This window comes from Pseudobutyrivibrio sp. LB2011 (assembly GCF_000701765.1).
In the GTDB taxonomy this organism is placed as follows: domain Bacteria; phylum Bacillota; class Clostridia; order Lachnospirales; family Lachnospiraceae; genus Pseudobutyrivibrio; species Pseudobutyrivibrio ruminis.
In genome coordinates, this window is sequence record NZ_JNJS01000002.1 from 469,095 (window position 1) to 495,956 (window position 26,862).

The 26,862-nt window shown below is 37.9% G+C and carries 21 protein-coding genes; 18 read left to right on the forward strand and 3 right to left on the reverse strand.

What is annotated here, in order from left to right:
• The first annotated feature begins 9 nt into the window (after positions 1-9).
• The 7 genes from T375_RS05660 (at position 10) to T375_RS05690 (ending at position 9,500) form a co-directional block, all read left to right on the forward strand.
• A complete protein-coding gene (locus T375_RS05660; RefSeq protein ID WP_044936020.1) occupies positions 10-1,563 on the forward strand; it encodes a glycoside hydrolase family 43 protein in 1,554 nt (517 codons plus the stop codon).
• Between the two features lie 11 nt (positions 1,564-1,574).
• Entirely contained in the window at positions 1,575-3,161 is a 1,587-nt protein-coding gene (locus tag T375_RS05665) for a sensor histidine kinase (protein WP_044936023.1), read from the forward strand.
• Positions 3,161-4,744: a response regulator transcription factor gene (locus tag T375_RS05670; RefSeq protein WP_044936025.1), complete on the forward strand. Its 1,584-nt coding sequence runs from the start codon at positions 3,161-3,163 to the stop codon at positions 4,742-4,744. The genes T375_RS05665 and T375_RS05670 overlap by 1 nt, the downstream gene beginning before the upstream one ends.
• Positions 4,745-4,875: 131 nt before the next feature.
• The gene (locus T375_RS05675; RefSeq protein WP_044936028.1) at positions 4,876-6,546 is read left to right on the forward strand and encodes an extracellular solute-binding protein; all 1,671 of its coding nucleotides are present in this window, start codon (positions 4,876-4,878) and stop codon (positions 6,544-6,546) included.
• A complete protein-coding gene (locus T375_RS05680) occupies positions 6,539-7,456 on the forward strand; it encodes an ABC transporter permease (protein ID WP_044936031.1) in 918 nt (305 codons plus the stop codon). The genes T375_RS05675 and T375_RS05680 overlap by 8 nt, the downstream gene beginning before the upstream one ends.
• Before the next feature lie 12 nt (positions 7,457-7,468).
• Positions 7,469-8,365 (forward strand): carbohydrate ABC transporter permease, encoded by an 897-nt coding sequence (locus tag T375_RS05685; protein ID WP_044936034.1) that lies wholly within the window; start codon positions 7,469-7,471, stop codon positions 8,363-8,365.
• A gap of 7 nt (positions 8,366-8,372) precedes the next feature.
• On the forward strand, positions 8,373-9,500 hold the full coding sequence (locus T375_RS05690; protein WP_044936036.1) for a family 8 glycosyl hydrolase: 1,128 nt from the start codon (positions 8,373-8,375) through the stop codon (positions 9,498-9,500).
• A 17-nt stretch (positions 9,501-9,517) separates the two neighbouring features.
• On the opposite strand, the gene T375_RS05695 is transcribed toward T375_RS05690, so the two are convergent.
• The gene (locus T375_RS05695) at positions 9,518-10,744 is read right to left on the reverse strand and encodes a helix-turn-helix transcriptional regulator (protein ID WP_044936038.1); all 1,227 of its coding nucleotides are present in this window, start codon (positions 10,742-10,744) and stop codon (positions 9,518-9,520) included.
• A 113-nt stretch (positions 10,745-10,857) separates the two neighbouring features.
• Here T375_RS05695 and T375_RS05700 point away from each other — a divergent pair, with 113 nt between their 5' ends.
• The 4 genes from T375_RS05700 to T375_RS05715 are packed head-to-tail and all read left to right on the forward strand — an operon-like array spanning position 10,858 to position 16,709.
• The gene (locus tag T375_RS05700) at positions 10,858-12,150 is read left to right on the forward strand and encodes a glycoside hydrolase family 1 protein (protein WP_044936040.1); all 1,293 of its coding nucleotides are present in this window, start codon (positions 10,858-10,860) and stop codon (positions 12,148-12,150) included.
• An 11-nt stretch (positions 12,151-12,161) separates the two neighbouring features.
• Positions 12,162-13,622 (forward strand): MFS transporter, encoded by a 1,461-nt coding sequence (locus T375_RS05705; RefSeq protein WP_044936043.1) that lies wholly within the window; start codon positions 12,162-12,164, stop codon positions 13,620-13,622.
• 5 nt (positions 13,623-13,627) lie between these two features.
• On the forward strand, positions 13,628-14,488 hold the full coding sequence (locus T375_RS05710) for a sugar phosphate isomerase/epimerase family protein (protein WP_044936045.1): 861 nt from the start codon (positions 13,628-13,630) through the stop codon (positions 14,486-14,488).
• Positions 14,478-16,709 carry a family 78 glycoside hydrolase catalytic domain gene (locus T375_RS05715; RefSeq protein ID WP_044936047.1) on the forward strand — a complete coding sequence of 744 codons (2,232 nt, stop codon included), beginning with the start codon at positions 14,478-14,480 and terminating at the stop codon, positions 16,707-16,709. Before T375_RS05710 ends, T375_RS05715 begins: the two co-directional genes overlap by 11 nt.
• A 19-nt stretch (positions 16,710-16,728) precedes the next feature.
• Here the strand turns inward: T375_RS05715 and T375_RS05720 are convergent, their stop codons facing one another.
• Positions 16,729-17,643 (reverse strand): AraC family transcriptional regulator, encoded by a 915-nt coding sequence (locus tag T375_RS05720; RefSeq protein WP_049960311.1) that lies wholly within the window; start codon positions 17,641-17,643, stop codon positions 16,729-16,731.
• Between the two features lie 160 nt (positions 17,644-17,803).
• Between T375_RS05720 and T375_RS05725 the strand changes: the two genes are divergently transcribed.
• The 7 genes from T375_RS05725 to T375_RS05755 all read left to right on the forward strand — a co-directional run bounded on the left by T375_RS05725 (position 17,804) and on the right by T375_RS05755 (position 26,112).
• The gene (locus tag T375_RS05725; protein ID WP_044936053.1) at positions 17,804-19,225 is read left to right on the forward strand and encodes an arabinose isomerase; all 1,422 of its coding nucleotides are present in this window, start codon (positions 17,804-17,806) and stop codon (positions 19,223-19,225) included.
• 13 nt (positions 19,226-19,238) lie between these two features.
• Positions 19,239-20,084, forward strand: coding sequence for a rhamnulose-1-phosphate aldolase (gene rhaD, locus T375_RS05730; RefSeq protein ID WP_044936056.1), 846 nt, complete (start codon positions 19,239-19,241; stop codon positions 20,082-20,084).
• Entirely contained in the window at positions 20,084-21,457 is a 1,374-nt protein-coding gene (gene rhaB / locus T375_RS05735) for a rhamnulokinase (protein ID WP_044936058.1), read from the forward strand. The genes rhaD and rhaB overlap by 1 nt, the downstream gene beginning before the upstream one ends.
• 60 nt (positions 21,458-21,517) lie before the next feature.
• On the forward strand, positions 21,518-22,069 hold the full coding sequence (locus tag T375_RS05740; RefSeq protein ID WP_197019839.1) for a TetR/AcrR family transcriptional regulator: 552 nt from the start codon (positions 21,518-21,520) through the stop codon (positions 22,067-22,069).
• 156 nt (positions 22,070-22,225) lie between these two features.
• Positions 22,226-23,374 (forward strand): lactaldehyde reductase, encoded by a 1,149-nt coding sequence (gene fucO / locus T375_RS05745; RefSeq protein WP_044936064.1) that lies wholly within the window; start codon positions 22,226-22,228, stop codon positions 23,372-23,374.
• A gap of 186 nt (positions 23,375-23,560) precedes the next feature.
• Entirely contained in the window at positions 23,561-24,976 is a 1,416-nt protein-coding gene (gene pyk, locus T375_RS05750; protein WP_033151523.1) for a pyruvate kinase, read from the forward strand.
• A gap of 275 nt (positions 24,977-25,251) precedes the next feature.
• Entirely contained in the window at positions 25,252-26,112 is an 861-nt protein-coding gene (locus T375_RS05755) for a L,D-transpeptidase (RefSeq protein ID WP_049960312.1), read from the forward strand.
• Positions 26,113-26,154: 42 nt separating this feature from the next.
• Here T375_RS05755 and T375_RS05760 read toward each other — a convergent pair whose 3' ends face one another.
• Entirely contained in the window at positions 26,155-26,787 is a 633-nt protein-coding gene (locus tag T375_RS05760) for an endonuclease III domain-containing protein (protein ID WP_044936068.1), read from the reverse strand.
• Positions 26,788-26,862: the final 75 nt, after the last annotated feature.

Consider the following 26,862-nt stretch of genomic DNA (forward strand, 5'->3'; position numbering starts at 1 on the left):
GAGAAGATAATGACAATTGCTAATAATCCGATTTTAAAGGGCTTTTATCCAGACCCATCAATATGCAGAGTGGGTGATGATTTTTATATTGTTTGTTCAAGCTTTGTATATTTTCCAGGCGTGCCAATTTTCCACAGCAAGGATTTGGCACACTGGGAGCAGATAGGACACGTGCTTGATAGAGAAAGTCAGCTTCCATTACATGGTGAAATATCTAGAGGTATTTTTGCTCCAACAATTAGAGAGCACAAAGGCACATTTTACATGATTACAACAAATGTGGATGCTGGAGGAAATTTCTTAGTAACAGCAAAGGACCCAGCAGGACCATGGTCAGATCCATACTATTTGGGTGATAAAGAATGCCCAGGTATTGATCCATCATTATTCTTTGACGATGATGATCGTTGCTACTATGTTGGAACCAGACCAAATCCAGAAGGTGTTAGATACAACGGGGATTGGGAAATCTGGGTACAGGAGCTGGATTTAGATTCTATGAAGCTTGTTGGCCCTTCTATGGCTATATGGAAGGGAGCTGTTAAGGATGTTATTTGGCCAGAAGGTCCTCATCTTTATAAGAAGGATGGTTATTACTATTTGATTCATGCAGAAGGTGGCACAGGTCCAGAGCATGCCATATCAGTTGCCAGATCAAAGGAACTCTTTAAATGGTTTGAAGGCTGTCCAAGGAATCCTATATTTACACATAGAAATCTGGGCAAGAACTATCCGGTTATTTATGCAGGTCACGGAGATTTAGTTGATGACAAAGACGGTAACTACTATATAGTAATGCTTGCCTCGAGACAGTGTAAAAATCACTGCAGCATGGGCCGAGAAACATTCCTTGCCAAGGTTACATGGGAAGATGGATGGCCTGTTATCAACCAAGGGGTTGGAAAGCTTACAGACCAGGTTGAACTTCCATTTGAGGAATACAGATTCAACCAGGAAAACTCGTATACTGACATTATTCATTTCGACAGCAAAGAATTGGATGATAGATTAGTTGGAATTGAAAGAAGAAGTGAGGATTTCTATTCCCTTGCAGAAAAGTCAGGATTCCTTACCCTTTTCACTGGTCCAGAAAGAATCGAGGATATTTGTAACCCTTCTTATCTTGGAATTCGTCAGAAGGATTATGCATTTGCTGTTAGCTGCGGAATTGATTTTACACCTAAGAATGAAAAAGAATGCGGTGGCCTTGTGTTGTTCCAAAACCATGAAAATCATTTGGTTATGGAAATTGTAAAAGGCGTAAATGGAAATCAATTCCGTGTGAGAACTGTAATTTCTGGCAAAGAAGAAATTATAAAATCAATACCAGTTTCAGATGGATTGGTTGAAATTGGAATAAGGGCAAAGGAACAGAAGTGCCAGATTTATATTGTTGATGAAAATGGCCAGTTGCCTGTAAAGGAAGATGTTGATTTGATTCCATACACAACAGAGGAAGCAGGGGGATTTGTTGGCTGCACAGTTGGTATGTACACTTCATCAAATGGTGCTGATTCGGATAATAGATGTAACTTTAAATGGATTAGTCACACAAAGAATTAAGGGCATGATATATGAAAAGGTTTTTTAATAAGCTTGAAATAAAAAGGAAGATGGCCCTTTTGTATATCCTTTGCGTAGTGCTTCCAATAATTATTTCAGATGGTTTTGTTTTCAAGTCCATATATAATTCAGAAAAATCTTCCATTCTTCATCAGATGGAAAATGAAGCAAATGCCATCAATTACACTTTCTTTAATCAGGTAGACGAGGCTGCGAAGCTGGGAAATGCTTTATACAGCAGCCTCTACGTACATAGGTTTTTACATAAGGAATACTCATCAAATCTTGAGTATTACAACGCCTACCAGACATTCTTTGATGATACACTTTTAAAGCTTGTAACAGGTCAGTCAGGTATGGATTATTGTATTTATTTGGACAACAATACCATCACAAACGGAGCGGAATTTCAGAAGATTACCAAGGCTATTGGAACAGACTGGTATGACTATATTTTGACATCCCATTTGAACAAGGGGCTTTACTTTGGAATGACAAAACAGCCAACAGGAGCCCTGCAAAGGACGATTTATTATTTTCAGCGATTGAACTATTACAAGTATAATTCGCCCAATATCTTGCTGATAAAGATAGATTATTCAAAATGTGTTGATGATATCGAGAATCTGAATTATCCATATAAGGCATACATATGTGACGATACTAGAGTGTTAATGTCTAATGGTAAATACAGTAATGTAAGCAAGGAATATGCTAACAAGACGCTGTTAGAGAATATTGCGTATTCTCAGGATTGCACAGTCTATGGACAGGAACTGGAAATCAAAATAAAAGATGTTGATTACAGTTTTATGGATTTGTTTAGAAAACGGTGGTATCAGTTGTTGTTCATGATTGTAATAAATATCGCTTTGCCAGTGTTTGTCAGCAGCTTGATGCACACGAATTTGAAAAATAGGTTACGAGAGCAGGAAGCAGTGGTAGCTAGAAAGAATGCAGAGCTAATAGCTCTTCATAGCCAGATAAATCCACACTTTTTGTTTAATGCTTTGGAGAGCATCCGAATGCATTCTCTTCTTAAAAAGGAAGAGGAAACAGCCAAAATGGTGGAGCATTTAGCAAAGCTGCAGCGCCAATATACCGAATGGAACGACGATATAATAGCAATTGAAAATGAGCTAAATTTTGTAGAAGCATATTTGCAATTACAAAAATACAGATTTGGGGACAGGCTTTCTTTTGAAATTGATATTGAGGATGAATGTAGAAAGCTGTTGATACCAAAGCTAACACTTGTAACATTTGTGGAAAATGCAGTTGTTCACGGTATTGAAAGTAAAACTACACCAGGTTGGATTTTTGTTCGTATATACGTTAAGGACGAAAATGTAATTATAGAAATAGAGGATACAGGAAGTGGCATTCCAGAAGATATAGCAAATGAACTGCTGGAGAATATGCGTAATGCCGAAATTTCTATGCTAAAGGAGAAAGGTAGAGTTGGAATTGTAAATGCATGTGTCAGACTAAAGATGATATCAGAGGATAACGTCATGTTTGATGTGGACTCAGAAATAGGTACAGGAACCCTATTCCAAATTACAATTCCGATGATGTATTTAAAGGGGATGATTTAATGTTAAAAGTTTTGTTAGTGGACGATGAGCCGTTCATATTGCAAGGTCTGAAGGTTTTAGTTGATTGGGAAGCGGAAGGTTATGAAATCTACACTGCTGTAAATGGAAAAGAAGCACTTGAGTTCATAGAGAAACAGCCGGTTGATCTTGTCATAGCTGACATAAAAATGCCACTAATGGATGGAATAGAACTTTTAAAGGAAGTTCGAAAAATAAATGATGAAATATACTATGTGATTCTTAGCGGATATGCTGAGTTTGGATATGCTCAGGAAGCATTAAAGCATGGATGCGTAGAGTATATTTTGAAGCCAGTTGAAAAAGAGCAATTACTAGTCATTCTTAGAAAGATTGCTGCTTTGAACAAGGAAAAAATTATTGAGATTCAAGAGAAGGCAAAGAAGGATAAGGCCTATCTTGATAGAAATATTATGTCCCTTCTTAGGGGCAAATACGATAGAACAAATATTGAATGCATATCAGATAAAATCGATGTGGATGAGGATATGTGTTATGTGGAGGTGCAGCTGGATGTTGCTACTTTGTCTGAGGATTATTCAGACGAAGAAAAGAAGGAACAACTAAACAAGCTTTATTTAGCTGCGGATGAATTTCTAAAAAACGATTTTGCTTTATGCATAATGGATGTTTCTGACAGCGAGAAAACCTATGATATAGGCTTCATATACACAGACTCAATGGGACAAAAGCTACAGCTTACCACGGAAGAATATTTGAAAAGGTTCTACGATTACCTTATCGCAAATACGAATCTTGAAATTACCATGCTTGTAGGAAAAACAGTGTCAGGTATAAGGAATATTTCTAAATCATATGGAACAGCCAATATGCTTCGCTCCCTTCAGGGATTTAGAGAAAAGAAAAACATCTATTACTATGAAGATGAATACAAAATTAATGATACTGGCATTCTTATTTGCAAGAAACAACTGGACAACCTTATAGATGCAATTGAAGGTGGAGAGCATGTTGAGATAAGAAAGAGCGTAGATGAGTTTTATCAGGAAATGAAGAATACTGGTGTCACAGAATCTACCATGAATCTAAATATTAATTATCTGCTGTTTCAGTTAATTCATTTGGCAAGTGAGCTTGATAACGAGGTCAATCAGGAAGAAATTCTTAGAATGATTTTGGAAAGTACTTCGGAAGAAGGAATCAGACGAGGTGGACGAACCCATCTTTGCAAAATGGCTTATGCCTATGGAGATTACATAACTCAGCTTCGTAAAAACGTATCAAAAGGTGTGCTCGGGCAGATAGAAGATGAAATCAAAAGAAACTATGCCAGCAATTTAACCCTTCGAGAGTTAAGCGAAAAGTATTATATAAATTCAGCATATCTAGGTCAGGTTTTTAGGAAAAAATATGGTTGTTCATTTAAGGATTATCTTAATGAACAACGTCTAAATGAAGCTGCAAAGCTACTTCGTAAAAGCGATATGAAGATTTACGAAGTGGCTGAAATGGTGGGTTACAAGGATGTTGACTACTTTGTAAATAAGTTTATTGAGGCAAAGGGGTGTACCCCTACAAAGTATAAAAAGAATATGGCCGTCTAAAATTTAAGGGGGAGAAATATAAAGTTTCTCCCCCTTTTATCTATAGTTTCTCCGATGAATTCAAAATCAAATTTTCCTACAATTAAATCATAAAAGAGGGAGAAAGGCTCCCGAATAAAAGGAGGGTTTATATGAAAAAAAGAGTAGTAAGCGCATTATTAATTACTACAATGCTTACCTCTATGTTGGCTGGATGCGGCAAAACAGCTGGACATGGTGGAGCAGTTAACGAAGATGGAATCAAAGAATTTACAGCATTCTTTGCAGTTCCAGGTACAGAAATTAATGATGACAACGAGATTCAGCAGATTATCGCTGAAAAGACAGGCTGCAAGGTTAAGGAGTCTTGGTTAACAGGCCAGACAGCTGAAGAAGCAGTTGGTACATTTATCGCTGGTGGCGAGTATCCAGACTTCATTGATGGTGGTGATGGTTCTGTTCAGTTATATGAAGCTGGAGCATTAGTTGCACTTGATGATTATATTGACAACTATCCAAATATTAAGGAATTCTTCACAGATCAGGAGTGGGATGCAATTCGTCAGGATGATGGACATATTTACTGGATTCCACAGTTCACAAACATCTATGGTGAAGAAAGAGAATGTATCCAAAACGGTGAAGCATTCTGGATTCAGACAAGAGTACTTGAGTGGGCAGGATATCCAGAAGTTCACACAATGGATCAGTACTTCGATTTGATTGAAGCATACAACGAAGCTAACCCAACAATGGAAGATGGTACAGAGAATATTCCTTACACAATTCTTTGTGATGACTGGAGATATTTCTGTTTGGAAAATGCACCAGAGTTCCTTGATGGTTATCCAAATGATGGTTCAGTAATCGTAGACCCAGAAACACAAAAGATTATTGATTACAACACAACAGATACAGCTGTTAAGTATTTCAAGAAGTTAAATGAAGAGTACAAGAAGGGTATCGTAGATCAGGAATCATTCACACAGACATATGATGAGTATATTGCAAAGCTTTCTACAGGTCGTGTTCTTGGTATGATTGACCAGTGGTGGGATTTCGCATACACAGCAGAAGATGCTATTAAGACAGCAGGTCTTGATAAGCAGGGATGCCAGTACGTTCCACTTCCAATCACAATTGAAGATGGTATGAAGAATCAGTGGCACAACTCAGGCGGAGAGTTAAACGTATCTTCAGGTCTTGCTATTACAGTAGACTGTGCTGATGTTGAAGGAGCTCTTCAGTTTGTAAACGACCTTCTTGGTCAGGAAGTTCATGACCTTAGATTCTGGGGTGTTGAAGGCGTAGATTACAACATCGGTGATGATGGAATGTACACAAGAACTCCAGAGATGCGTACAAATGTTGTAGACGCAGCATACAAGGCTGCTCACATGTGCCCATATTCATACTTCCCACAGTGGTTAGGAACTAGCCGTGATGGAAAGAATGCTATGAAGCCAGAAGGACAGGAAGATGAGTTCTATGATGGACTTTCAGATACAGTAAGAGAGTGCTTCGAAGCATATGGCGCAGAAACATACGTAGAGATGCTTGGTACATCTCCAGCACCAGGACCATGGTATCCAATGTACACATACTCAAATTCAATGACAACATCAACACCAGGTGGTACAGCTTGGACACTTATGGGTGAGACAAAACACCAGTATCTTCCAAAGGTTGTAATGGCTGACGATTTCGATGCCGCTTGGGATGAGTACATGGAAGCATACAATGCATGTCATCCAGAGGATTTCCTCTCTGAGATGCAGACAGAGCTTGATAGAAGAATAGAAGAGGCTGCTAAGTATGAATAAAAAATCAATTAGCCTAACACAATTAAAACATCAAAAGGTACTTTTGATATGGGCTGCAGTAATAGTTGTATATGGAGTTGTATTCTATTATCTACCTCTTGCAGGATGGGTAATGGCATTTCAGGATTACAAACCAGTAACTGGACTATTGCATTCCAAGTTTATAGGCTTTGATAAATTTATTCGCTTGTTCTCTGATGTCACATTTTTGAGAGTAATTAGAAATACCCTTGCAATGGGTGTTATCAACTTGGCTGTAACATTTTTCATGGCAATCTTATTTGCAATCTTGCTAAATGAGATTGCCTGCCAAGGTGGCAAAAAGGTTGTTCAAACAATTTCTTACCTTCCACATTTCCTTTCTTGGATTATTGTTACAGGAATTCTTCATGATGCACTTTCAGGAACAGGAATTATTAATCAGTTGCTTTTAAACTTTAATTTAGTGGAACAGCCAATCAACTTTTTTGCCCACGAAAAATATTTCTGGCCTATCGTTGCATTTGCAAATGTATGGAAGGAAACAGGATGGAATGCCATCATTTATTTGGCAGCTATCACAGCTATCGATCCTTCTTTGTATGAAGCAGCAGCAATCGATGGAGCTGGAAGATGGGCAAAAATAAAGCATGTTACTTTGCCAGGAATTAAACCTACAATCATGATTTTACTTCTGATGAATATCGGAAATGTGTTGAATGCAGGATTTGAAATTCAGTACTTACTTGGAAATGGCCTTGTTGTAAATGTATCCCAGACAATTGATATTTACGTATTGAAATGGGGTATCAGCCAGGGCGATTATGCAATCGGTACTGCAGCAGGTATTTTCAAGAGTGTAGTAAGTATAGTGTTGATTGTAATTTGTAACCGAATTGCAAAACGACATGGTGAAGAAAGATTATTCTAAGGGGGCTAGGCAATGAATAAGAAAAAGAGAAAGAAGATTTCTGGTGCCGATTTGGCCTTTAGAATATTCAATACAATTTTCATGATTGCTTTTGTAGTAATCACCCTTTATCCAGTATTGAATACTTTAGCGATTTCCTTGAACGACGGTACTGATGCACTGCGAGGTGGAATTTATTTATGGCCACGTGTATTTACTTGGAAGAATTACACCACTGTACTTCAGAAGGATAATCTGATTACAGGAGCATTCATTACTGTTGCAAGAACAATTATTGGTACTTTTTTAGCTTTAGTATCAAATGCGATTTTAGCATTTATTGTAAGTAGAAAAGATTTTATATTTGCCAAACAAGTATCCTTATTTTGGGTAATAACAATGTATGTTAATGGCGGACTTATTCCAACCTTTCTCCTATATAAGTCACTTGGCTTAACTAACAGTTTTGCAGTCTATGTAATACCAGGAATGATTTCTGCTTTTAACATGCTTGTTATTAGAACCTACATGAAGGGTATTCCAGATAGTTTGGAAGAGTCAGCACAGTTGGACGGAGCCGGCTATACAACAATTTTCCTAAAGATAATATCACCTCTGTGCAAGCCTGTTTATGCAACTGTCGCTCTTTTCGTAGCTGTTGGTCAGTGGAACTCTTGGTTCGATGCAATGCTCTATAACAGAATGAGTGATGACTTAACAACATTGCAGTACGAATTAATGAAACTCCTTTCCTCTGTAACCAACCAAAGCTCGTCTGCTGAGTCTATGAAGAATTCTAACGGCTCCGTAACTCCAACATCCGTTAGAGCAGCAGCGACAATTATCACAATGCTTCCTATCATTTGCATTTATCCATTCCTTCAGAAATACTTCGTAACAGGACTAACACTTGGAGGCGTAAAGGAATAAAGGCATTATGAGAAATGTATTTTTAGAAATAGGAAAAACAGGTGAAGAAATAAATGCCAGAGTAGAAGAGACATTTAATGAGATTTTCTATGGCAATGACAAATTCTTTTACACAACTGATGATCAGACTATGGGGTATCTTGTTGATACAGGAAACAACGACACCAGAACTGAAGGCATTTCATATGGCATGATGATATGTGTTCAGATGGATAAGAAGAAGGAGTTTGATCAGCTTTGGAACTGGGCCATGACAAACATGCATTTAAGTGAAGGGGAAAACAAAGGCTATTTTGCATGGTCCATTGGAACCAATGGCGAGAAATATTCTGATGGCCCAGCTCCAGATGGTGAAGAATTTTTCGCTATGGCCCTTATTTTTGCGAGTCATAGATGGGGAGATGGGATTGGAATATATAACTATAGCCACATGGCTAAGGAACTTCTGAAAACCTGTATTCATCACGAAGAGCTTTACGGTGGTCACAACATGTGGAGTGATGAAGGCTTAATCAAGTTTGTGCCAGGCTTGGAGTTTACAGATCCATCATATCATCTGCCTCATTTTTATGAGTTGTTTGCAGAAAACTGCTATCCAGAGGATAAGGCGTTTTGGAAGAAGGCGGCTCAGGCTAGCAGGGATTTCCTTAAGATAGCCTGTCATCCATCAACTGGACTTTCTCCAGAGTATAGCTTTTACGATGGAATACCATATCCTGATGATGGTAATTTTGGTGGTAGACATGATTGGTTTTACAGTGACGCCTACAGAACTATTGCAAATATCGGCTTGAATTACGAATGGACAAAAGATGATTCGGTAGACAAAGACTTTTTACAGTGGAGTAGAAATACAGCAAACAATCTACAAAACTTCTTCTATACACTGCCAGAAGACAACAACCGTGGTATCTACGCAATAGACGGCACACCTATTGAAGGCAAAGCACTTCATCCAGTGGGACTCACTGCCACCATTGCTCAGGCAAGCTTAGCTTCTGACAATCAGTGGAGCCTCAAAGCAGTAGAAGATTTTTGGAACACTCCTCTTAGGACTGGAGATAGAAGATACTATGACAATTGTCTTTACATGTTTGCTATGCTGGCGCTAAGTGGAAATTATAAAAAGTGGTAAAAAAGACCCAGCTTACACTAGGTGTGAGCTGGGTTATCTAGATTTTTATTATTCCTGTACTCCAATGGGGTGCAGGAATATTTTTCTTTAAATAATTTCGAGTAATAGCTTTGGTTTGAAAAGCTAAAAAAATCTGATATTTCTTCTATAGTTGCATTTGAATAAAGCAGCAATTGAGTGCTTCTTTGTAGTTTTATGTTATTAATGTAATCAGGAATAGCAACCCCAACCTCTTTTCTAAAGCATTTCGAAAGCCAACGCCCAGAAACATTACATATGTCTGCCAGTATAGATAAGTTTAATTTTTTTTGCACATGAGAATTTATATAAGACACACAATTGGAAATCATAGGTGAATAACCTTTCTCAACTGTGGCATGGTTATTTACAACTTCTGAGATGGCGGCAATAAGCTCTACATAATAAGGTCTCACATCAAAATAAGTTGGCGCTGAGTCAACTCTCTGACATATTATTTCAGCAATCACATTTACAGCATCTTCTCCAACACCACTACGGATTGCTTCCTGACAAATCTTGTTGGCGACTACCATAAAAACATATTTTGTTTGGCGATCGTGATCCAAGGACATTTTCGTAAAGGAATACTGATTTGGTTCTGAAAACTTTTTAAATAAGTCTTCCATGACCGGAATTCCATCCATGGCGAAGTAAGAGTATAAGTCGTTATTAATGGATTCAGGGCTACTGTAATTCTTATCTTCGGTTTCAAGATTATTAACTTCTAGAAGAGATTGGAGATTTTGTAAAGGCTCATTCGATGCAATTATTTCATCAACTAAAATATTAGATTTGTCCAGCTCTTTGGCAGTGTTTATAAAGTAAGCTAAACAAAGTGCATTTTTTAATTCTTCTATGGAAATAAGCTTGCTTTGTTTTATGTTTAGCTTAATTGCTTCCTTGTCCTTGCTATATGGCTTTCCAAAGAAAAAGTGATTTATAAATTCATCACTATGCTCTTGAGGCAAACAGGGACCAAGAATTAAAAAACTATAATCGGATAGCTTTGAAATGGCAATAAAAATAGATGGTTCTTCAATGATAATTAGTGGGGTATTTATATCGTGCCCTTCATTATTAAATCTTGAGACTACATATTTCATCAAACTAGGCATAGGTATGTCTGGAATGAAATAAGAGATTTCGGTGTGAGTATTGTATATGCAAAATGGAATATTGATGGTAGATTGTAATGATTCTAATAACTGTAATCTGTGGGACATATGTATTCTTCCTGTTCAGTGTACTATTTTAATAAAATATGTACAATTTTATTATTTGTATATCCCGCTGTCAAATATAATTAACCCATAATACAAAAGGGGGACAGGTATTTATGTTATTTAACAAAGATTTTATGTTAGGTGCAGCAACAGCGGCTCATCAGGTAGAAGGAAACAATGTAGGTAGCGATTATTGGATTATGGAGAATCTTGAACATTCTGTTTTTGTAGAAAAATCAGGATCAGCAGTAGATCATTACAACAGATATGAAGAAGATATCGATTTGTTAAAGAAAGCAGGGCTTAATGCATATCGTTTTTCCATCGAATGGGCAAGGATTGAGCCTGTAGAAGGTCAGTGGAATGAAAAGGAAATGGAGCACTATATTAAGGTGATTGACTACTGTCTTGCAAACGGAATTGAACCGGTAGTTACCTATCATCATTTCTCGTCACCAGCATGGCTAATAACTAAGGGGGGCTGGGAATCGCCAGATGTGGTTAGATATTTTGAAAGATATGCCAAATATGTAACAGAACATGTTGCAGGTAAAGTTAAATATGTATGCACAATTAACGAAGCAAATATGCGTCTTCAGATGGCCTTTTTAATTAAGGATATTACGGAAAGAATGTCTAAGCAGTCAGAAATTCAAAATCAGGAAGGCTCAGTACAGGTTGGAGTAAATCTTTCTCAGAATCAATCACAGATGATGATGTCTATGATGGAAACAGCAAAAGCATTTAATATAGATGATCCTAGAAAGGTAGCAAATTTCGTTTCACAAGCTAGTGAAGAAGGAGATTTGCTTGTAATGAAAGCCCATAATGCTGCACGAAATGCAATTAAATCAGTTGATCCTAGTATACAGGTTGGATTGACCCTTTCTCTTCATGATATCCAATGTGTAGATGGTGGTGAAGAGAACGCAAAAAAAGCATGGGATGATGAATTTACACACTATCTTCCATATATTGAAAAGGACGATTTCCTTGGAGTTCAGTGTTATACAAGAAAGATATTTGACGAAAATGGTGCAAATTCTTCGTTTGAAACAGGAACTAAAACACAGATGGGCTATGAGGATTATCCTGCAGGAATAGTAAATGTTGTTAGAAGATGTGCTGAAGAATTCAAAGGCAATATTATCGTTACTGAAAATGGAATAGCAACATCGGATGATGAAAGAAGATGTGAGTTTATAAAAGAAGCATTGACAGGACTTAATGATTGCATTAACGAGGGCATTAAATTAAAGGGCTATTTTGCATGGTCATTATTAGATAATTTTGAGTGGCAAAAGGGCTTTTCAATGACCTTTGGATTAATAGCAGTTGACAGAAATACAATGGAAAGAACACCAAAAAAGAGTCTTAAAGTTCTTGGCAGCTTTATGGAAAAGTAGTGAGGTTTATAATGACAGAAAATTTAACATCTAACGTAGAAAAAAAGGATATCTATAGAAAAGCAAAGAATTGGCAAATAGCACTTACCACAATAAATTCAGGTGGAGCAATGTGTTTTTATATGCTTTTAACCTATGCTAGTTATGTGGCAAATGTGGGATATGGTATAGCAACAGCGATTGTAGGAGTATTATTAACTGCCACAAGGATATTTGACGGGTTCATTAATCCATTTATAGCAATGTTAATAGATAAGACTATGACAAAATATGGAAAAATTCGTTTATTCTTGCTGGCAGGTTGGGGTTTAGAAAGTTTGGCAATCTTTATGCTCTATATATGGTGCTCAGGAAAAGGCCATGGAATTGTTTTGTTTACAATGATGTATTTAGTTTACATTGTGGGATACACAATGAACAATGTTGCAGGTATGATAGCCGGACCTGTTATGACAAATGATCCAAACCAAAGACCAATCGTTGGTGTGTGGGGAACGGTATATAATTATTTCGCACCAATGATAATGACTGTATTTTTTACTGTTGTTTTACTCCCTAGATACAATAATGAATATACAGTAGAGATGCTTGCAGCATGTGCGACAGTGACAATTGTTATATCATTCGTATTTACGATACTTGCTTGTATTGGTATATCAGAGGCTGATAAGCCAGAAAACTTTGGAACAGATAGCCAGGGCGCAAGCGAAAAGGTAAAAGTAAAAGATATGATAAAGCTGTTGAAATCAAACAAGGCTTTGCAGATGTACATTGTAGCAGGAGCTACTGATAAGCTTGCACAGCAGACTGCTAGTCAATCTATTATTACCACAATGCTATTTGGTATATTGATTGGAAATATGCAATTATCAACAATATTGAATGTAGTTGCGATGTTGCCATCTATTGCTTTTGCAATTTTTGGAGCAAAATATGCAGGTAAACATGGTAGCAAAGAAGCTCTTTATTTTTGGACAGGAATTTGTATGGCGTTTTCCATATTATTGGCAGCATTTATGTATATTGTTGATATGAGAAAAGTGACTGTTGAAATACTTCCAACTGCCGTATTTTTTGTAATTACATTATTAGTTAATGGCGCAAAGATGTGTGTAACAACAGCTACATCTTCTATGAGCGGGGATGTGATTGATTATGAAATGGCCCGTTCAGGAAAATATATGCCTGCAGTTGTTACAGGAACATATAACTTTTTTGATAGAATTCTTTCATCACTTGGAGCGGTTTTGGCAACTTCGCTAATAGCGTTAATCGGTTATACATCTACAATGCCACAGCCAACAGATACACCAAGTCTTGCAATTAAAAATATGACAATATTTATTTATATTGGATTACCACTTATTGGCTGGATTTGTAATCTATTTGCAATGAAACTTTCTCCTATATCTAAAGAAGAAATGGTAAGGATTCAGGAAAAGATAGCAGAACAGAAAGCGAAAGTGAAATAAGAGTAATGAATAATTTAGCTGTGCAACAGATAATGATTGGATCTGCATGTAAAGATGAGAAGACAACGTTAAGTACTTTGAAACGAATAAAACAGGTTGGTTACGATGGAATAGAATTGAATCTATTTATGATTGAGAGTACACCATTTATAGTTCGATTACTTACAAAAATGGCAGGTATGCCGGTTGGTAAGGGGGCCAATATATATTGGCCCGATATGCTAAAGGAAAGTAGACTTAAAGCTACTAGTCTTCATGCCGATTTAGGAAGTTTGGAAAATAGAATTGATGAAGTTATTTCAAAGGCGAGAGAATTAGACACAAACAAAATAGTAATAACTGGAATGTACAGATTTGATTATGGTAATTATGATGATGTAAAGTCTTTAGCAAAAAGATTGGACAAAGTAGGCGCGAGACTACATGAATCAGATTTGCAATTACTATATCACAACCATAATGTGGAATTTTTGAAGGTTGATAATAAATATACGGCATATGAAATGATACTTAAGGATACGGATCCTGATTTGGTTAAGGTAGAATTTGATTCATATTGGCCTGCAGAAGCTGGTGTTGATTTTATTCCATTGATGGAACAACTGGGTGAGCGATTGGTTCTTTATCACATTAACGATAGAGGGACAAGATTAAAAAAAGTTCCAATTACTCCAATTCTTAAATCAGATTCAATAGAGTTAGGGCATGGTAATATGCCATTAAAAAGGATTCTTGGCTTGGACTGTATAAAAAATGTTGATGCAATTATTCTTGAGAGCCATAGAAATTGGGTCAACAATAATCCCATTGAATCTTTGGAGAAAAGTATAGCATTTTTGCAGGAGAATTATTCTAATGAACATTAGCGGAATACTAAAATCGAACTTAGTACATTGGATAGAACCAGAAAAGGAAATTGATACAGAAAAAAGACAAAGACCAAAGTGGGTGGAAAAGTCTTTTGATGTAAAAACTATAAATGGTAACGAGGAACTATTTATCACAGCTCATGGATGCTATGAGGCATACATTAATAATCATAGAGTAGGAGACTTTGTTTTTGCTCCAGGCACTTCTGAATATGAAAAGGAACTATATGTTCAAAGGTATAACGTTGCAGGTCTTTTGAGGGAAGGTAAAAATACTATTAAGGTATTGCTTGGAGATGGTTGGTATCGAAGTGCAGCAGGTGTTACTGGCGCAAGAAATCTTTTTGGAACCCATATAGGGCTTTTGGCGTGGATTTCTTCAGAAGACACTATTATTGTGAAGACTGATAATACATGGGAGACTTATCCTCATTCTGAAATTGTGTCTGCGGATATGTGTCAGGGAGAAGTAATTGATTGTTCTAAAACCGTACAAGAAAACAAATCACATGTATACGAGAAGAACTATTCCTTTAACAATCTAATATTTACTGATAATCCTCATATTGTTGAGAAGGAAAGATTTAAGGGAAAGCAAATAAAAACTCCATCTGGAAAAACGGTCATAGATTTTGGTCAAAATATTGCAGGATATGTTCAGATGACATTTAATGCAAAGTCTGGTCAAAAAATCATATTGACTCATGGTGAAACTCTAGATGAAAATGGTGAATTTACTATTGAAAATTTTCAACCTGGAGAACGTCACAAAGAAGGTGGTATTTTTCAAAGAATTGAGTATACAGCTCATGATGGCAAAAATACTTACAAGCCTCATTTTTCTATCTTTGGATTCAGATATTGCTTGATAGAAACAGATATTTCGTTAGAGGATGCAGTGTTTGAGGCAATTGCTGTGTATTCAGATATGGAAGAAACAGCAAGCTTTGAGTCAAGCAATGAAAAGCTCAATACTTTGTTCAAAAATGCAATGTGGAGCATGAAAGGAAATTTCTGCGATATACCAACGGATTGTCCGACTCGAGAAAGAGCAGGTTGGACTGGTGACGCAGGGATTTTCGTGAATACTGGTCTATATTTAATGGATTGTAGACGGATTTATGAAAAATGGCTGGCAAGTTGCAGAGCAAATCAATATAAATCTGGAGCTGTTAGAAATATCGTACCAAGAAACAATGAGGAAAGTTTCTTTGGAAAGCTTTTATCTGCATCTGCTGGATGGGGAGATGCAATTATTATTGTTACACACACTTTGTATAAGAGATATGGTGAGCAGTCGATTATTCGTGAAAACTATGAGGCAATGAGAAAGTGGCTCATGTTTCTCAGAAAAAGAGCTAAAAAAGGCTGTATAAAAAAACTTCTTAGCGGCAGTTTAGACAGTTTTTATGACGTTACATCAGGACTTGATTATGGAGAATGGGCTGAACCAGATATAGAATTTGCAAGTGGAGTAGATATGAAAGGTAAGAGTGGAGTCGCAACTGCTTATTTAAGCTACTCTGCGAGGCTCTTAGCTGAAATGGCGGATATCATTGGAAAGCATGAAGATGCAAAAGAATTTTTAAAGATAAGTCATGGAGCAAAAAAGGCATATCAACATCGCTTTATTTCAAATGGAGTCATTGAATCGGATCGACAAAAGGACTACGTAAGGCCAATCGCTTTTGGGCTTTTAGATGAGAAAGATATTTGCATCAATGCTAAAAAACTAAATGCCTTAGTTGAAAAGATGGATTTTCATTTAAATACAGGCTTTTTATCGACACCTTTTTTATGCAAAGTGCTTGCCGATAACGGTTATGTAGAAACTGCTTACAAGCTACTTTTGCAGGAAACAAAACCAAGTTGGCTATATGAGGTAAATCAAGGCGCTACAACCGTTTGGGAAACATGGGATGGAAAAGCATCTCAAAACCATTATAGTTACGGAGCAATTTGTGAGTGGCTGATAGAGGGCGTTTGTGGGCTAAAATACACATTTGACGAGTTAGTATTAAATCCACTACCAAGCAAACAGCTACAATATGCAAAAGTCTCTTATAAATCCGAAAAGGGAGTTATTAAAGTAGGTTGGCACTATGAGGATGATAAATGTCTTTATAGTGTAAAATTGCCTGATGGTTTATCTGGAAAATTGATAAAGCCTAATGGTGAAGAGGTAATAGTTCAAGGAAGCTATATTTGTGAATTATAATAGGTTAAAAAAATCTGTCTTATCGCCCTGATCTAATTCTATATTCTTTAGGCGATAGACCATATTTGGCTTCGAAGATTCTGTAAAAGTAAGCAGAGTTTTCGTAGCCAATTTTTTTTATGATTTTTTCTGTTGTAAGGGTAGTGTTTTCTAAAAAGTATGCAGCTTCCTGAAGGCGACGCTGCTGAAGAAGCTGCTTGAAATTCAGGCCGGTATTTTGTTTCAAAATTCTACTAAGATATGCGGTTGAATACCCTGTTAGCTGAGCCAGTTCATCCAGTGTGCCATTGTCAAAATGGGTATCAATGTATTCAAGGGCTTGAATTGTGATTGAGTTACTACCACGGCTCATATCAGTCAAAGTATCTGATGAGAGAGTACAAAGATTCATCAGAAGCAAATCCATTGTGGACATAGCGATAGTGTTCATATCGTTTTTGTGATAGGTGAGAGTCCAGATTAAGTTCTCTAATAAATTTTCAACAGGTAGTATGCCCTTGGCATGATATAGAAGATAGTCATTATAATTTTTTCTTTCTGAAAGGGATGCTACGATAAAATCTCTCAAAATATCATTTCTATCATAGAATATTTGAGTGCGGGAAAAGAATTCAGGAAGAATAATAAAGTTAATAGCAATATCATCTTTGTCACATGGCTCAATATCGTGTCTGGCATGTCTGTTCAAAAGCAAAATATCCCCTTCATGTAGAGTTAAAGTTTCACCATCCACAAAATGAGTTGTTAAATGGCCCTTTAGCATACAAACCATTTCTATATAGTTGTGTCTGTGTGTAGGGAAATATGCAAATCTGGTGTGAGGCCTAATGTCGATTAGCTTGCCTTGAGCCAGTAGCTTTCCTGAATCTATTACAAATTCATCCTCAGAGGTATACAGCTCTTTTCTGATGCTGGTATCCCCTTCTAGAATCATTTTCTCCTCGTCTGTTATTCGGTTTAGAAGTTCATAAATATCATTTCTCATAATGTCAAATAAGGTCCCATAATATATAATCTGCTGTTCTAGTTACATCAATAAAATCATTATATTATAGGCTTAAATAAAGAGCAAATAAAGTTCTAGGAGGGTTAAGATGTTAGTAGAAACAAAAGCAAGAGTGGGTGTGTTTTCTATCGCCCTTGGCGCATATTTACCACAGTTTCCATCGTTGGTACCAGAATTTGAAAAGCAGTTTGAGGATTTTAAAAAGTCAATTCCGGACACTGTAGAAATAATCGATGGCGGTGTGGTTACAACAAAGGAGCAGTCACAGGCCGCAGGAGATAAGTTTAGAGCAGCAGATGTAGATTTAGTTTTCATGCAGCTTCTTACATATGCAACAAGCTACAACATGCTTCCAGCAGTAAAGGATCTAGATGTTCCTGTAGTCCTTGTAAATGTACAGAAGCTTAAGGCACTTGATTATGATACAGCTGGTACAGCAGAGTGGCTTGGAGAGGCATATGCATGTGGTGCAGTTGGTGAAATGGTGGCAGATCTTAATCGCTATGGTAAGCGCAGCGCTGTAATCACAGGTGTTGTAGAAGGTGGCGATGAAAATGTTGCAAGAGAAATTGGTGAGTGGTGCCTTGCAGCAAATTGCCGTCGCAGATTCAGAGATACAAACATTGCCCAGATTGGAAGACCATATCCAGGCATGATGGATTTATATATCGATGAGTCAAATCTTTACAGAAGAATGGGGCTTTACACAAAGCAGTTTGACTGGGAAAAGATTTGGGCTATTGCAGATGACATTACAGACGAGGCCGTTATTAAAGCAAAGGCTGAGGACATCTTAGATACATTCGACATTGTTGGTGGTGGCGATGTAGATAAAGTATGGGAAATGGCAAAGTATGTTGTTGCCTTTGAACAGTGGGTTAAGGACGAGCAGCTTGGTCTCGTAGCATCTCACTATGATGGATTTGCTAAGGGAATTGCTGGAAAGGTGGACAGCCTTCTTATTCCAGCCTTCTCTATGTTGATAAAGCAGGGAACTGCTTGTGCGGTTGAAGGAGATATGAAGGTTGCTATGGCAATGAGCATTTTGAAGACTATCTCTGGTACAGGTCAGCTGGCAGAAATGTACACTATCGATTTCAACGATGATGTGACACTTATTGGACATTCAGGATCTGGAGATGCAGCCATCTCTCAGGCCAAGAAGCCAACAATGAAGATGATGGATGTATTCCATGGCAAGACAGGCGGCGGATATCTTACACAGTTCTATCCACCTACAGGACCTATCACTTACCTTGGTATCACGCAGGATGGCGAAGGTCACTTCAAGTTCGTAGTTGCTGAGGGTGTTAACGAAGAAGGAAAGATTCTTCAGAACGGCGACACAATGATGCGTACAAGATTCAGCTGCAGCGCTGCAGAGTTTGTAACCAGATGGAGCGAGACTGGTCCTACACATCATTTTGGTGCAGCAGTTGGTCACCATATTGAAACAATCAAAAAAGTTGCAAAGGTATTTAACGTACCAGTTGAAGTAGTAGTTAGATAAAGGAGAAATAGAAATGAAAGTATTAGAAGCAAAGTTTGTAGAAGGTTTTATGAGAATGGCAAATGACGGCTGGGAGCAGGGCTGGCATGAGCGCAATGGCGGAAACCTTTCTTATAGAATTAAGCCTGAGGAAGTAGAAAGCGTAAAGGAAGAGTTTGTAGCAGGGGATTGGAGAGAAATCGGAACAGAAGTTAAGGATTTAGCAGGAGAGTATTTCCTTGTTACAGGTTCTGGAAAGTATTTTAGAAATGTAATTATCGATCCAACAGATTCTATAGGAATTATTGAAGTAGATGAGACTGGTAGCAAATACAGAATCGTATGGGGATTCGTAAATGGTGGCAGACCAACATCAGAACTTCCATCACACCTTATGAACCTTGAGGTTTGCAAGAAGAGAGATGCTGAGATTCGCGTTGTATATCACTGTCATCCAACAAATGTTATTGCTCTTACATATGTTCTTCCGCTTGAGGATGAAATCTTCACAAGAGAAATCTGGGAGATGGCTACAGAGTGCCCAATCGTATTCTCTCAGGGAATCGGAGTAGTACCTTGGATGGTTCCAGGCGGAAGAGATATTGCAGTTGCAACATCTGAAATCATGGCAACAAAGGATGTTGCTGTTTGGGCTCATCACGGAATGTTTGTATGCGGTACTGATTTTGATATTGCATTCGGTCTTATGCACACAGTAGAAAAGGCGGCAGAGGTTCTTGTAAAGGTTCTTTCTATGACAAATAAGAAGCGCCAGACAATTCAGCCAGATGAGTTTAGAGCATTAAATGCACCATTTGGCGTTCAGATTAATGAAGAATGCTTATACGAAAAGAAGAGCAATGTTATTGGAGAAAGATAATGGCAAATTACTATTTAGCGGTAGATATTGGGGCATCTTCGGGCAGGCATATGCTTGCCCATCTTGAAGATGGCAAAGTGGTTTTAGAGGAAATCCATCGCTTTTCCAATGGAATGATTGAGGTGGATGGTCATAAGAGATGGGATATTGATGAGCTTTTTAGACAGATAATTATTGGCTTAAAGAAATGCAAGGAGCTTGGAAAAATCCCAACCTCAATGGGCATTGATACATGGGCAGTGGACTATGTTCTTTTAGATGAAAATGATAATGTGGTTCGCCCATGTTTTGGATATCGCGATAGCAGAACAGCTGGAATGGACGAAGAGGTTTATAAAATCATTCCTGAGGATAAGCTATATGAGCGCACTGGAATTCAAAAGGCTATTTTCAATACCATATATCAGCTTATGGCAGATAAAAAGGCGGGCTATCTTGAGAATGCCAATAGCTTCTTGATGGTTCCAGATTATCTGCACTATTTATTGACTGGTGTTAAGTCGAATGAATACACCAATTGTTCTACAACACAGCTCCTCAATCCAGAATCTAAGAGCTGGGACTATGAACTTATTGAGATGCTAGGTTTCAATAAGGATTTATTCGAAGAGATTAAGCAGCCAGGCGCATGCATTGGCATATTTTCTGATTCAGTTAAGGCAGAAGTGGGATTCGACTGCAAGGTTGTGCTTCCACCTACTCATGACACAGCATCAGCTGTATTTGCAGTCCCTAACACATCCGACAATGTACTTTATATTTCATCAGGTACATGGTCACTTTTAGGTAGTGAGAACATGAAGGCCATATGCACAAAAGAGGCAATGGAAGCCAACTTCACCAACGAAGGTGGTTATGAAGGACGTTTCCGTTTCCTTAAAAACATCATGGGACTTTGGATGATTCAGTCGGTAAGAAATGAGCTGATTGCAGCAGGCCAGGAATATTCATTTGCTGAGCTTTGTAATTTAGCAGAGCAGGCAGATATAGATTCTATAGTAGATGCAAATGCTGAAGTCTTCTTAGCACCTGCTTCCATGATTGATGCAGTAAAAGAATACTGCAAAAATCAAGGACAGAAGATTCCTGAAACACCAGGAGAGCTGGCTAAGGTTATTTACCAGTCTCTGGCGGTATGTTATAAAATGGCCTGCTATGAGGTAGAAAAGATTACAGGCAAGTATTTTAATATTATCAACGTAGTTGGTGGAGGCTCAAAAGCTGGCTACTTGAATAAACTCACAGCAGAAACAACTGGAAAAACTGTAATAGCTGGCCCATCAGAGGCTACAGCCCTTGGCAACATCGGTGCTCAGTTGGTGGCTGCAGGTGAAGTGGCAGGGCTAAAGGAGTTTCGAAAGCTATTGGCATAAGTACATATATAATTGTAAAACCTCCCTTAGTCATTTAGAATGATTGCGGGAGGTTTTATTATGAAATCAGACATCAAATACAAGCTGGCAGAAGCTATGAAAACCTGCATGAAAACAACATCAGTTGAAAACATCACAGTCAAACAGATTGTGGACGTATGTGGTGTTTCCAGACAAAGCTTCTACCGCAACTTTATCGACAAATATGACCTTATAAATTGGTACTTCGACAGGCTTTTGGAGCAGTCCTTTAAGGAGATGGGACAGGGCGAAACTATTCGTGAAGGTCTTATTAAAAAGTTTGCATACATAAAGCAGGAGAGATTATTCTTTACAGCAGGCTTTAAGGGGGACGACCAGAACAATCTCAAGGATCATGACTTTATCATGATTTACGAGTTCTACTGTGATTTGATAAGAGAGAAGACTGGTGATAATCTTGATAAACATATGAGAAAGCTTCTTGAGATGTATTGTCAGGCTTCTATTTACATGACCGTTCAGTGGCTTATGAAGGGCATGAAAGAGTCGGAGGAAGAGCTGGCTGATTTAATGATAGATGCAATGCCAGATATGTTACACAAGCTATTCAAAGAGATTGATTTGGTTTAGAAAGCCTTTATTTTAGCGATTTGTGAATTTTATGAAAATGTTACACATACGTATATCTGTAACTTATATTGACACACCCTATGATGATAAAATATCAATCGTAGGGTGTGTTATTTTTTTAACACAATGTTTGTTACAAAAAAGGAGTGTATTGTTATGGCTAACAGAATTTCTTTAAATCCAACATCTTATCATGGTGCTGGTGCAATCCAGGAAGTAGTAAATGAGATTAAGGCTCATGGCTTCAAGAAAGCATTTGTTGCTTCAGATCCAGATCTTATTAAATTTGGAGTTACAGCTAAGGTTACAGATTTACTTGATAAAGCAGGTATTCCTTATGGCGTATACTCAGATATTAAACCAAATCCAACAATCGAAAATGTAAAGAATGGTGTAGAAGCATTTAAGACTTCTGGTGCAGATTGTATTGTTGCTATCGGTGGCGGATCATCAATGGACACATCAAAGGCAATTGGTATCATCATTACAAACCCAGAGTTTGCAGATGTTCGTTCACTTGAAGGTGTTGCACCTACAAAGAACCCATGCGTACCTATTATCGCAGTTCCAACAACAGCAGGTACAGCAGCAGAGGTTACAATCAATTACGTTATTACTGACGTTGAAAAGGAAAGAAAGTTTGTATGTGTAGATACAAATGATATGCCAATCGTTGCAGTTGTTGACCCAGAGATGATGTCTTCTATGCCAAAGGGACTTACTGCAGCTACAGGTATGGATGCTCTTACACATGCAATTGAAGGATATACAACAAAGGCAGCATGGGAGATGACAGATATGTTCCATCTCGAGGCTATTCGTCTTATTTCAAAGAATCTTCGCGATGCTGTTGAAAACAAAAAGGAAGGCCGTGAGGGCATGGCTCTTGGCCAGTACATTGCTGGTATGGGCTTCTCAAACGTTGGTCTAGGTATTGACCATGCAATGGCTCACACACTTTCAGCACACTATGATACACCACACGGCGTAGCATGTGCTATGTTCCTTCCAATTTCTATGGAATTCAATCGCGAGTATACTGGGGAGAGACTTCGCGAGGTTGCTCGAGCTATGGGAGTAGAAGGCGTTGATAACATGTCACAGGATGAGTACCGTGATGCAGCTATCGCAGCTGTTAAGAAGCTTTCTGAGGATGTAGGTATTCCAAAAACTCTTGATAAGATCAAGGAAGAGGATTTAGACCAGCTTGCAACAGATGCTCTTAATGATGCTTGCTACCCAGGAAACCCTCGTGAGGCTACAAAGGAGCAGGTAATTGACATGTTCCGTATGCTCATGGCATAAAATATGAACAAATAGTTAAAAAACAGTGTTCTGTGATTATTAGTTTCACAGGACACTTTTTTTAATATATAATAAGAAATGATTAGGATAAATGTTTACTTAAAATTTAATTAATGCTATTATAGATAGGATTTTTTTATTTTTTAGGTTAACTAAGTTTTAGTCTAAATAGAGGAGTTTTGTAGAATGAGAAAGACAAAGATTATTTGTACAATCGGACCAGCCAGCATGAATGAGGAGACTCTTACAGCTATGGCTAAGGCCGGAATGAACGTAGCAAGAATGAATTTCTCTCATGGTGATCATGAGGAGCAGGGCATGAAGATGGATTTAGTTAAGAAAGTCCGCAAAAAGCTTAACATGCCAATCGCTATCTTGCTTGATACAAAGGGACCAGAGTATCGTATCAAAACATTTAAGGATGGCTCAGTTACAGTTAACGAAGGTGACACATTCATCTTCACTACTGACGATGTAGAAGGTGATCAGACTAGAGTATCAGTTACTCACAAGAACCTTCACAAGGATCTTAACGTAGGTGATGTACTTTCAGTTTGCAACGGTATCGTATTCTTCGAAGTTACAGAAATCAAAGGCCACGATGTTATTACAAAGTGTACAGCCGGCGGTACTATGAGCAACAAGAAGTCAATGAGCTTCCCTAACAAGGTTATGTCAGGCCCATACCTTTCAGAGCAGGACAAGAAGGATATCCTTTTCGGTCTTGAGAATGACATCGATTTCATCGCTGCATCATTCGTTTCAACAAAGCAGGATATGATCGAGCTTAGAACATTCCTTGATGAGAATGGTGGTAAGGATGTTGAAGTTATCGCTAAGATCGAGAATCAGCCAGGTGTTGATAACGTTGATGAGATTCTTGAAATTGCTAACGGTATCATGGTTGCTCGTGGTGACCTTGGTGTTGAAATCCCATTTGTAAACCTTCCAGCAGTTCAGAAGCAGCTTATCACAAGAGCTCGTGAGCTTGGTAAGAGAGTTGTTACTGCTACAGAGATGCTTGAGTCTATGATTACAAATCCACGTCCTACACGTGCTGAAATCTCTGACGTTGCTAACGCTGTATACGATGGAACTTCTGCAATCATGCTTTCAGGCGAGTCAGCTCAGGGTAAGTTCCCAGTACAGGCTGTTGCTACAATGGCAGAAATCGCAGAGACTACAGAGAACGACATCAACTACAATGGTCGTTTCCACAAGGATGACATCGCAATCGCTTCTATTCCAGATGCTGTTTGCCACTCTACATGTTCAATGGCTATCGACGTTGAGGCAAAGGCTATCGTTGCTTGCACAATGTCTGGTTACACAGCAAAGCGTGTTAGCCGTTTCCGTTGTCCAGTAGATGTTATCGCTATGACTACAGACAAAAAGGTTTGGAGAAAGCTTGCACTTAGCTGGGGTGTTACACCAGTTCTCGTTGATAAGTTCACATCACTTGATGTTATGTTCTATCATGCAGTTGGCCGTGCTAAGCAGATGCTTAACCTTAAGAGCGGAGACCGCGTAGTTCTTACAGGTGGCCCAATCGATGGTAACGTAGGTAACACAAATACAATTAAGGTAGAGAGTATTCAGTAAGATTTGAGAATTCACAGACAATTCACAACTTTTACACGACTTAAACAAAATTTTCAGTTAATATATACTCATCTCGAGAGAGATACAATTTTTTCATAACATTATTCTCCCTTTTGAAAGAGACGCTCCGCTGGCGTCTCTTTCACATTTTATAGGCATCTTTTTGTTATAAATTTTCCAATATTCAAAAATTTCATAAAAAATAATATTTATGCTTGATTTGTTTTTGAAAACTTCATATAATCCTCAAGTATGTTTTTTTAGAGAGGTTATATATGTTTTTCAGACACAAAAAAAGTTTTATCGCAATCACACTAGTTTTATCTTTATTCTTTAGTATCAGAAGCACTTCTATTGAAGCAAAAGCTGCTACCCCATATGCTTTATATGTAAATCGTGTAGCTAATGTTGTTACTGTAATGTCTCTTGATGCACAGGGGCAGTACACAATACCAGTAAAGGCTTATTTATGCTCAGTTGGAGCAAATATTGAAGATACACCAACAGGTTCTTTTACTACATCTAATTATTACGAGTGGAGAGAGCTCTTTGGAAATAGCTATGGACGTTATGCTATTAGATTTAATGGACATATCCTTTTCCATTCAGTTCCATATGCTGCACCTACAGTTAACTCTCTCAGAGGTACTCAGTTTAATATGCTAGGCCAGGGCGCATCTCAGGGCTGTGTTCGTATGGCGGTTGGTGATTTAAAGTGGATTTATGACAACTGTAAGGCTGGCACACCTGTAATTGTTTACGATGATGCTGCAAATCCAGGACCACTTGGAAGACCAGCAGCTGTTAAGCTTGATGTAAATGCAGGTCTTATTGGCTATGATCCTACAGAAGAAGCTGCATATAATCCGTGGATGAACCTTGTTCCTACACAGTACTTGAAGCAGGATTCGGGTGATGGAATTATTCACGGATATGTTGGAATGGATGCTGAGGCTCTTAAGCAGTTTATCGGCGCAAGATACAGTGATGGTACAGAAGTTGATAATTGGAATTATTCAATTCAGATAAATGGAAATTACAATCCTAATGTTTCAGGAACTTATGTTGTTTGGATTAAGGTTGCAGATAACAGAGGATATACATCAGTTGAAAAACAATATACTATTCAATTATAAAAAAGAAGCTTTGTTACAGTTTTGTAGCAAAGCTTCTTTATATTATATACGTTTTTTGCAAATATCTTCCAAGCAGCACTTATCACAGTAAGGAGCTGTTCTGGCAGTACAAACTGCACGGCCATGATCCACAAGCCTATGGCATAAATCATTCCCAGACTCTGGTGGAACAATCTTTCTGAGAGCCATCTCTACCTTAGTTGGATCCTTTTCATTATCTACAAGACCAATTCTGTTAGAAAGTCGAATTGCATGTGTATCAGTTACTATTGCAGGTTTGCCGAATACATCACCCAAAATGAGATTTGCAGATTTTCTACCAACTCCAGGTAGTGCTAAAAGCTCTTCCATAGTGTCAGGAACCTTTGAATCATACACGTCTCGAAGCATTTTCATGCAAGCAACGATATCCTTTGCCTTTGATTTACCCAGGCCACATGGACGAACAATTGCTTCTACTTCATTTACATCAGCATTTGCTAACGAATCAATTGTAGAAAACTTTTCGTATAGGTGAGGTACTATTTCATTGACCCTTGCATCTGTGCATTGGGCTGCAAGACGTACCGACACCAGAAGCTTCCAGGCATCATCGTAATCCAGTGTGCAATCGCTATATGGATATTCCTTTTCTAATCGTTCAATTACTAATAAAGCAAGTTCTTTTTTTCTCATGGACTTATTCTAACATATAATTGAAATGAATGGCTGTGTATGTTACAATCTGAGAGGTTTTTGAAAAATATTTGG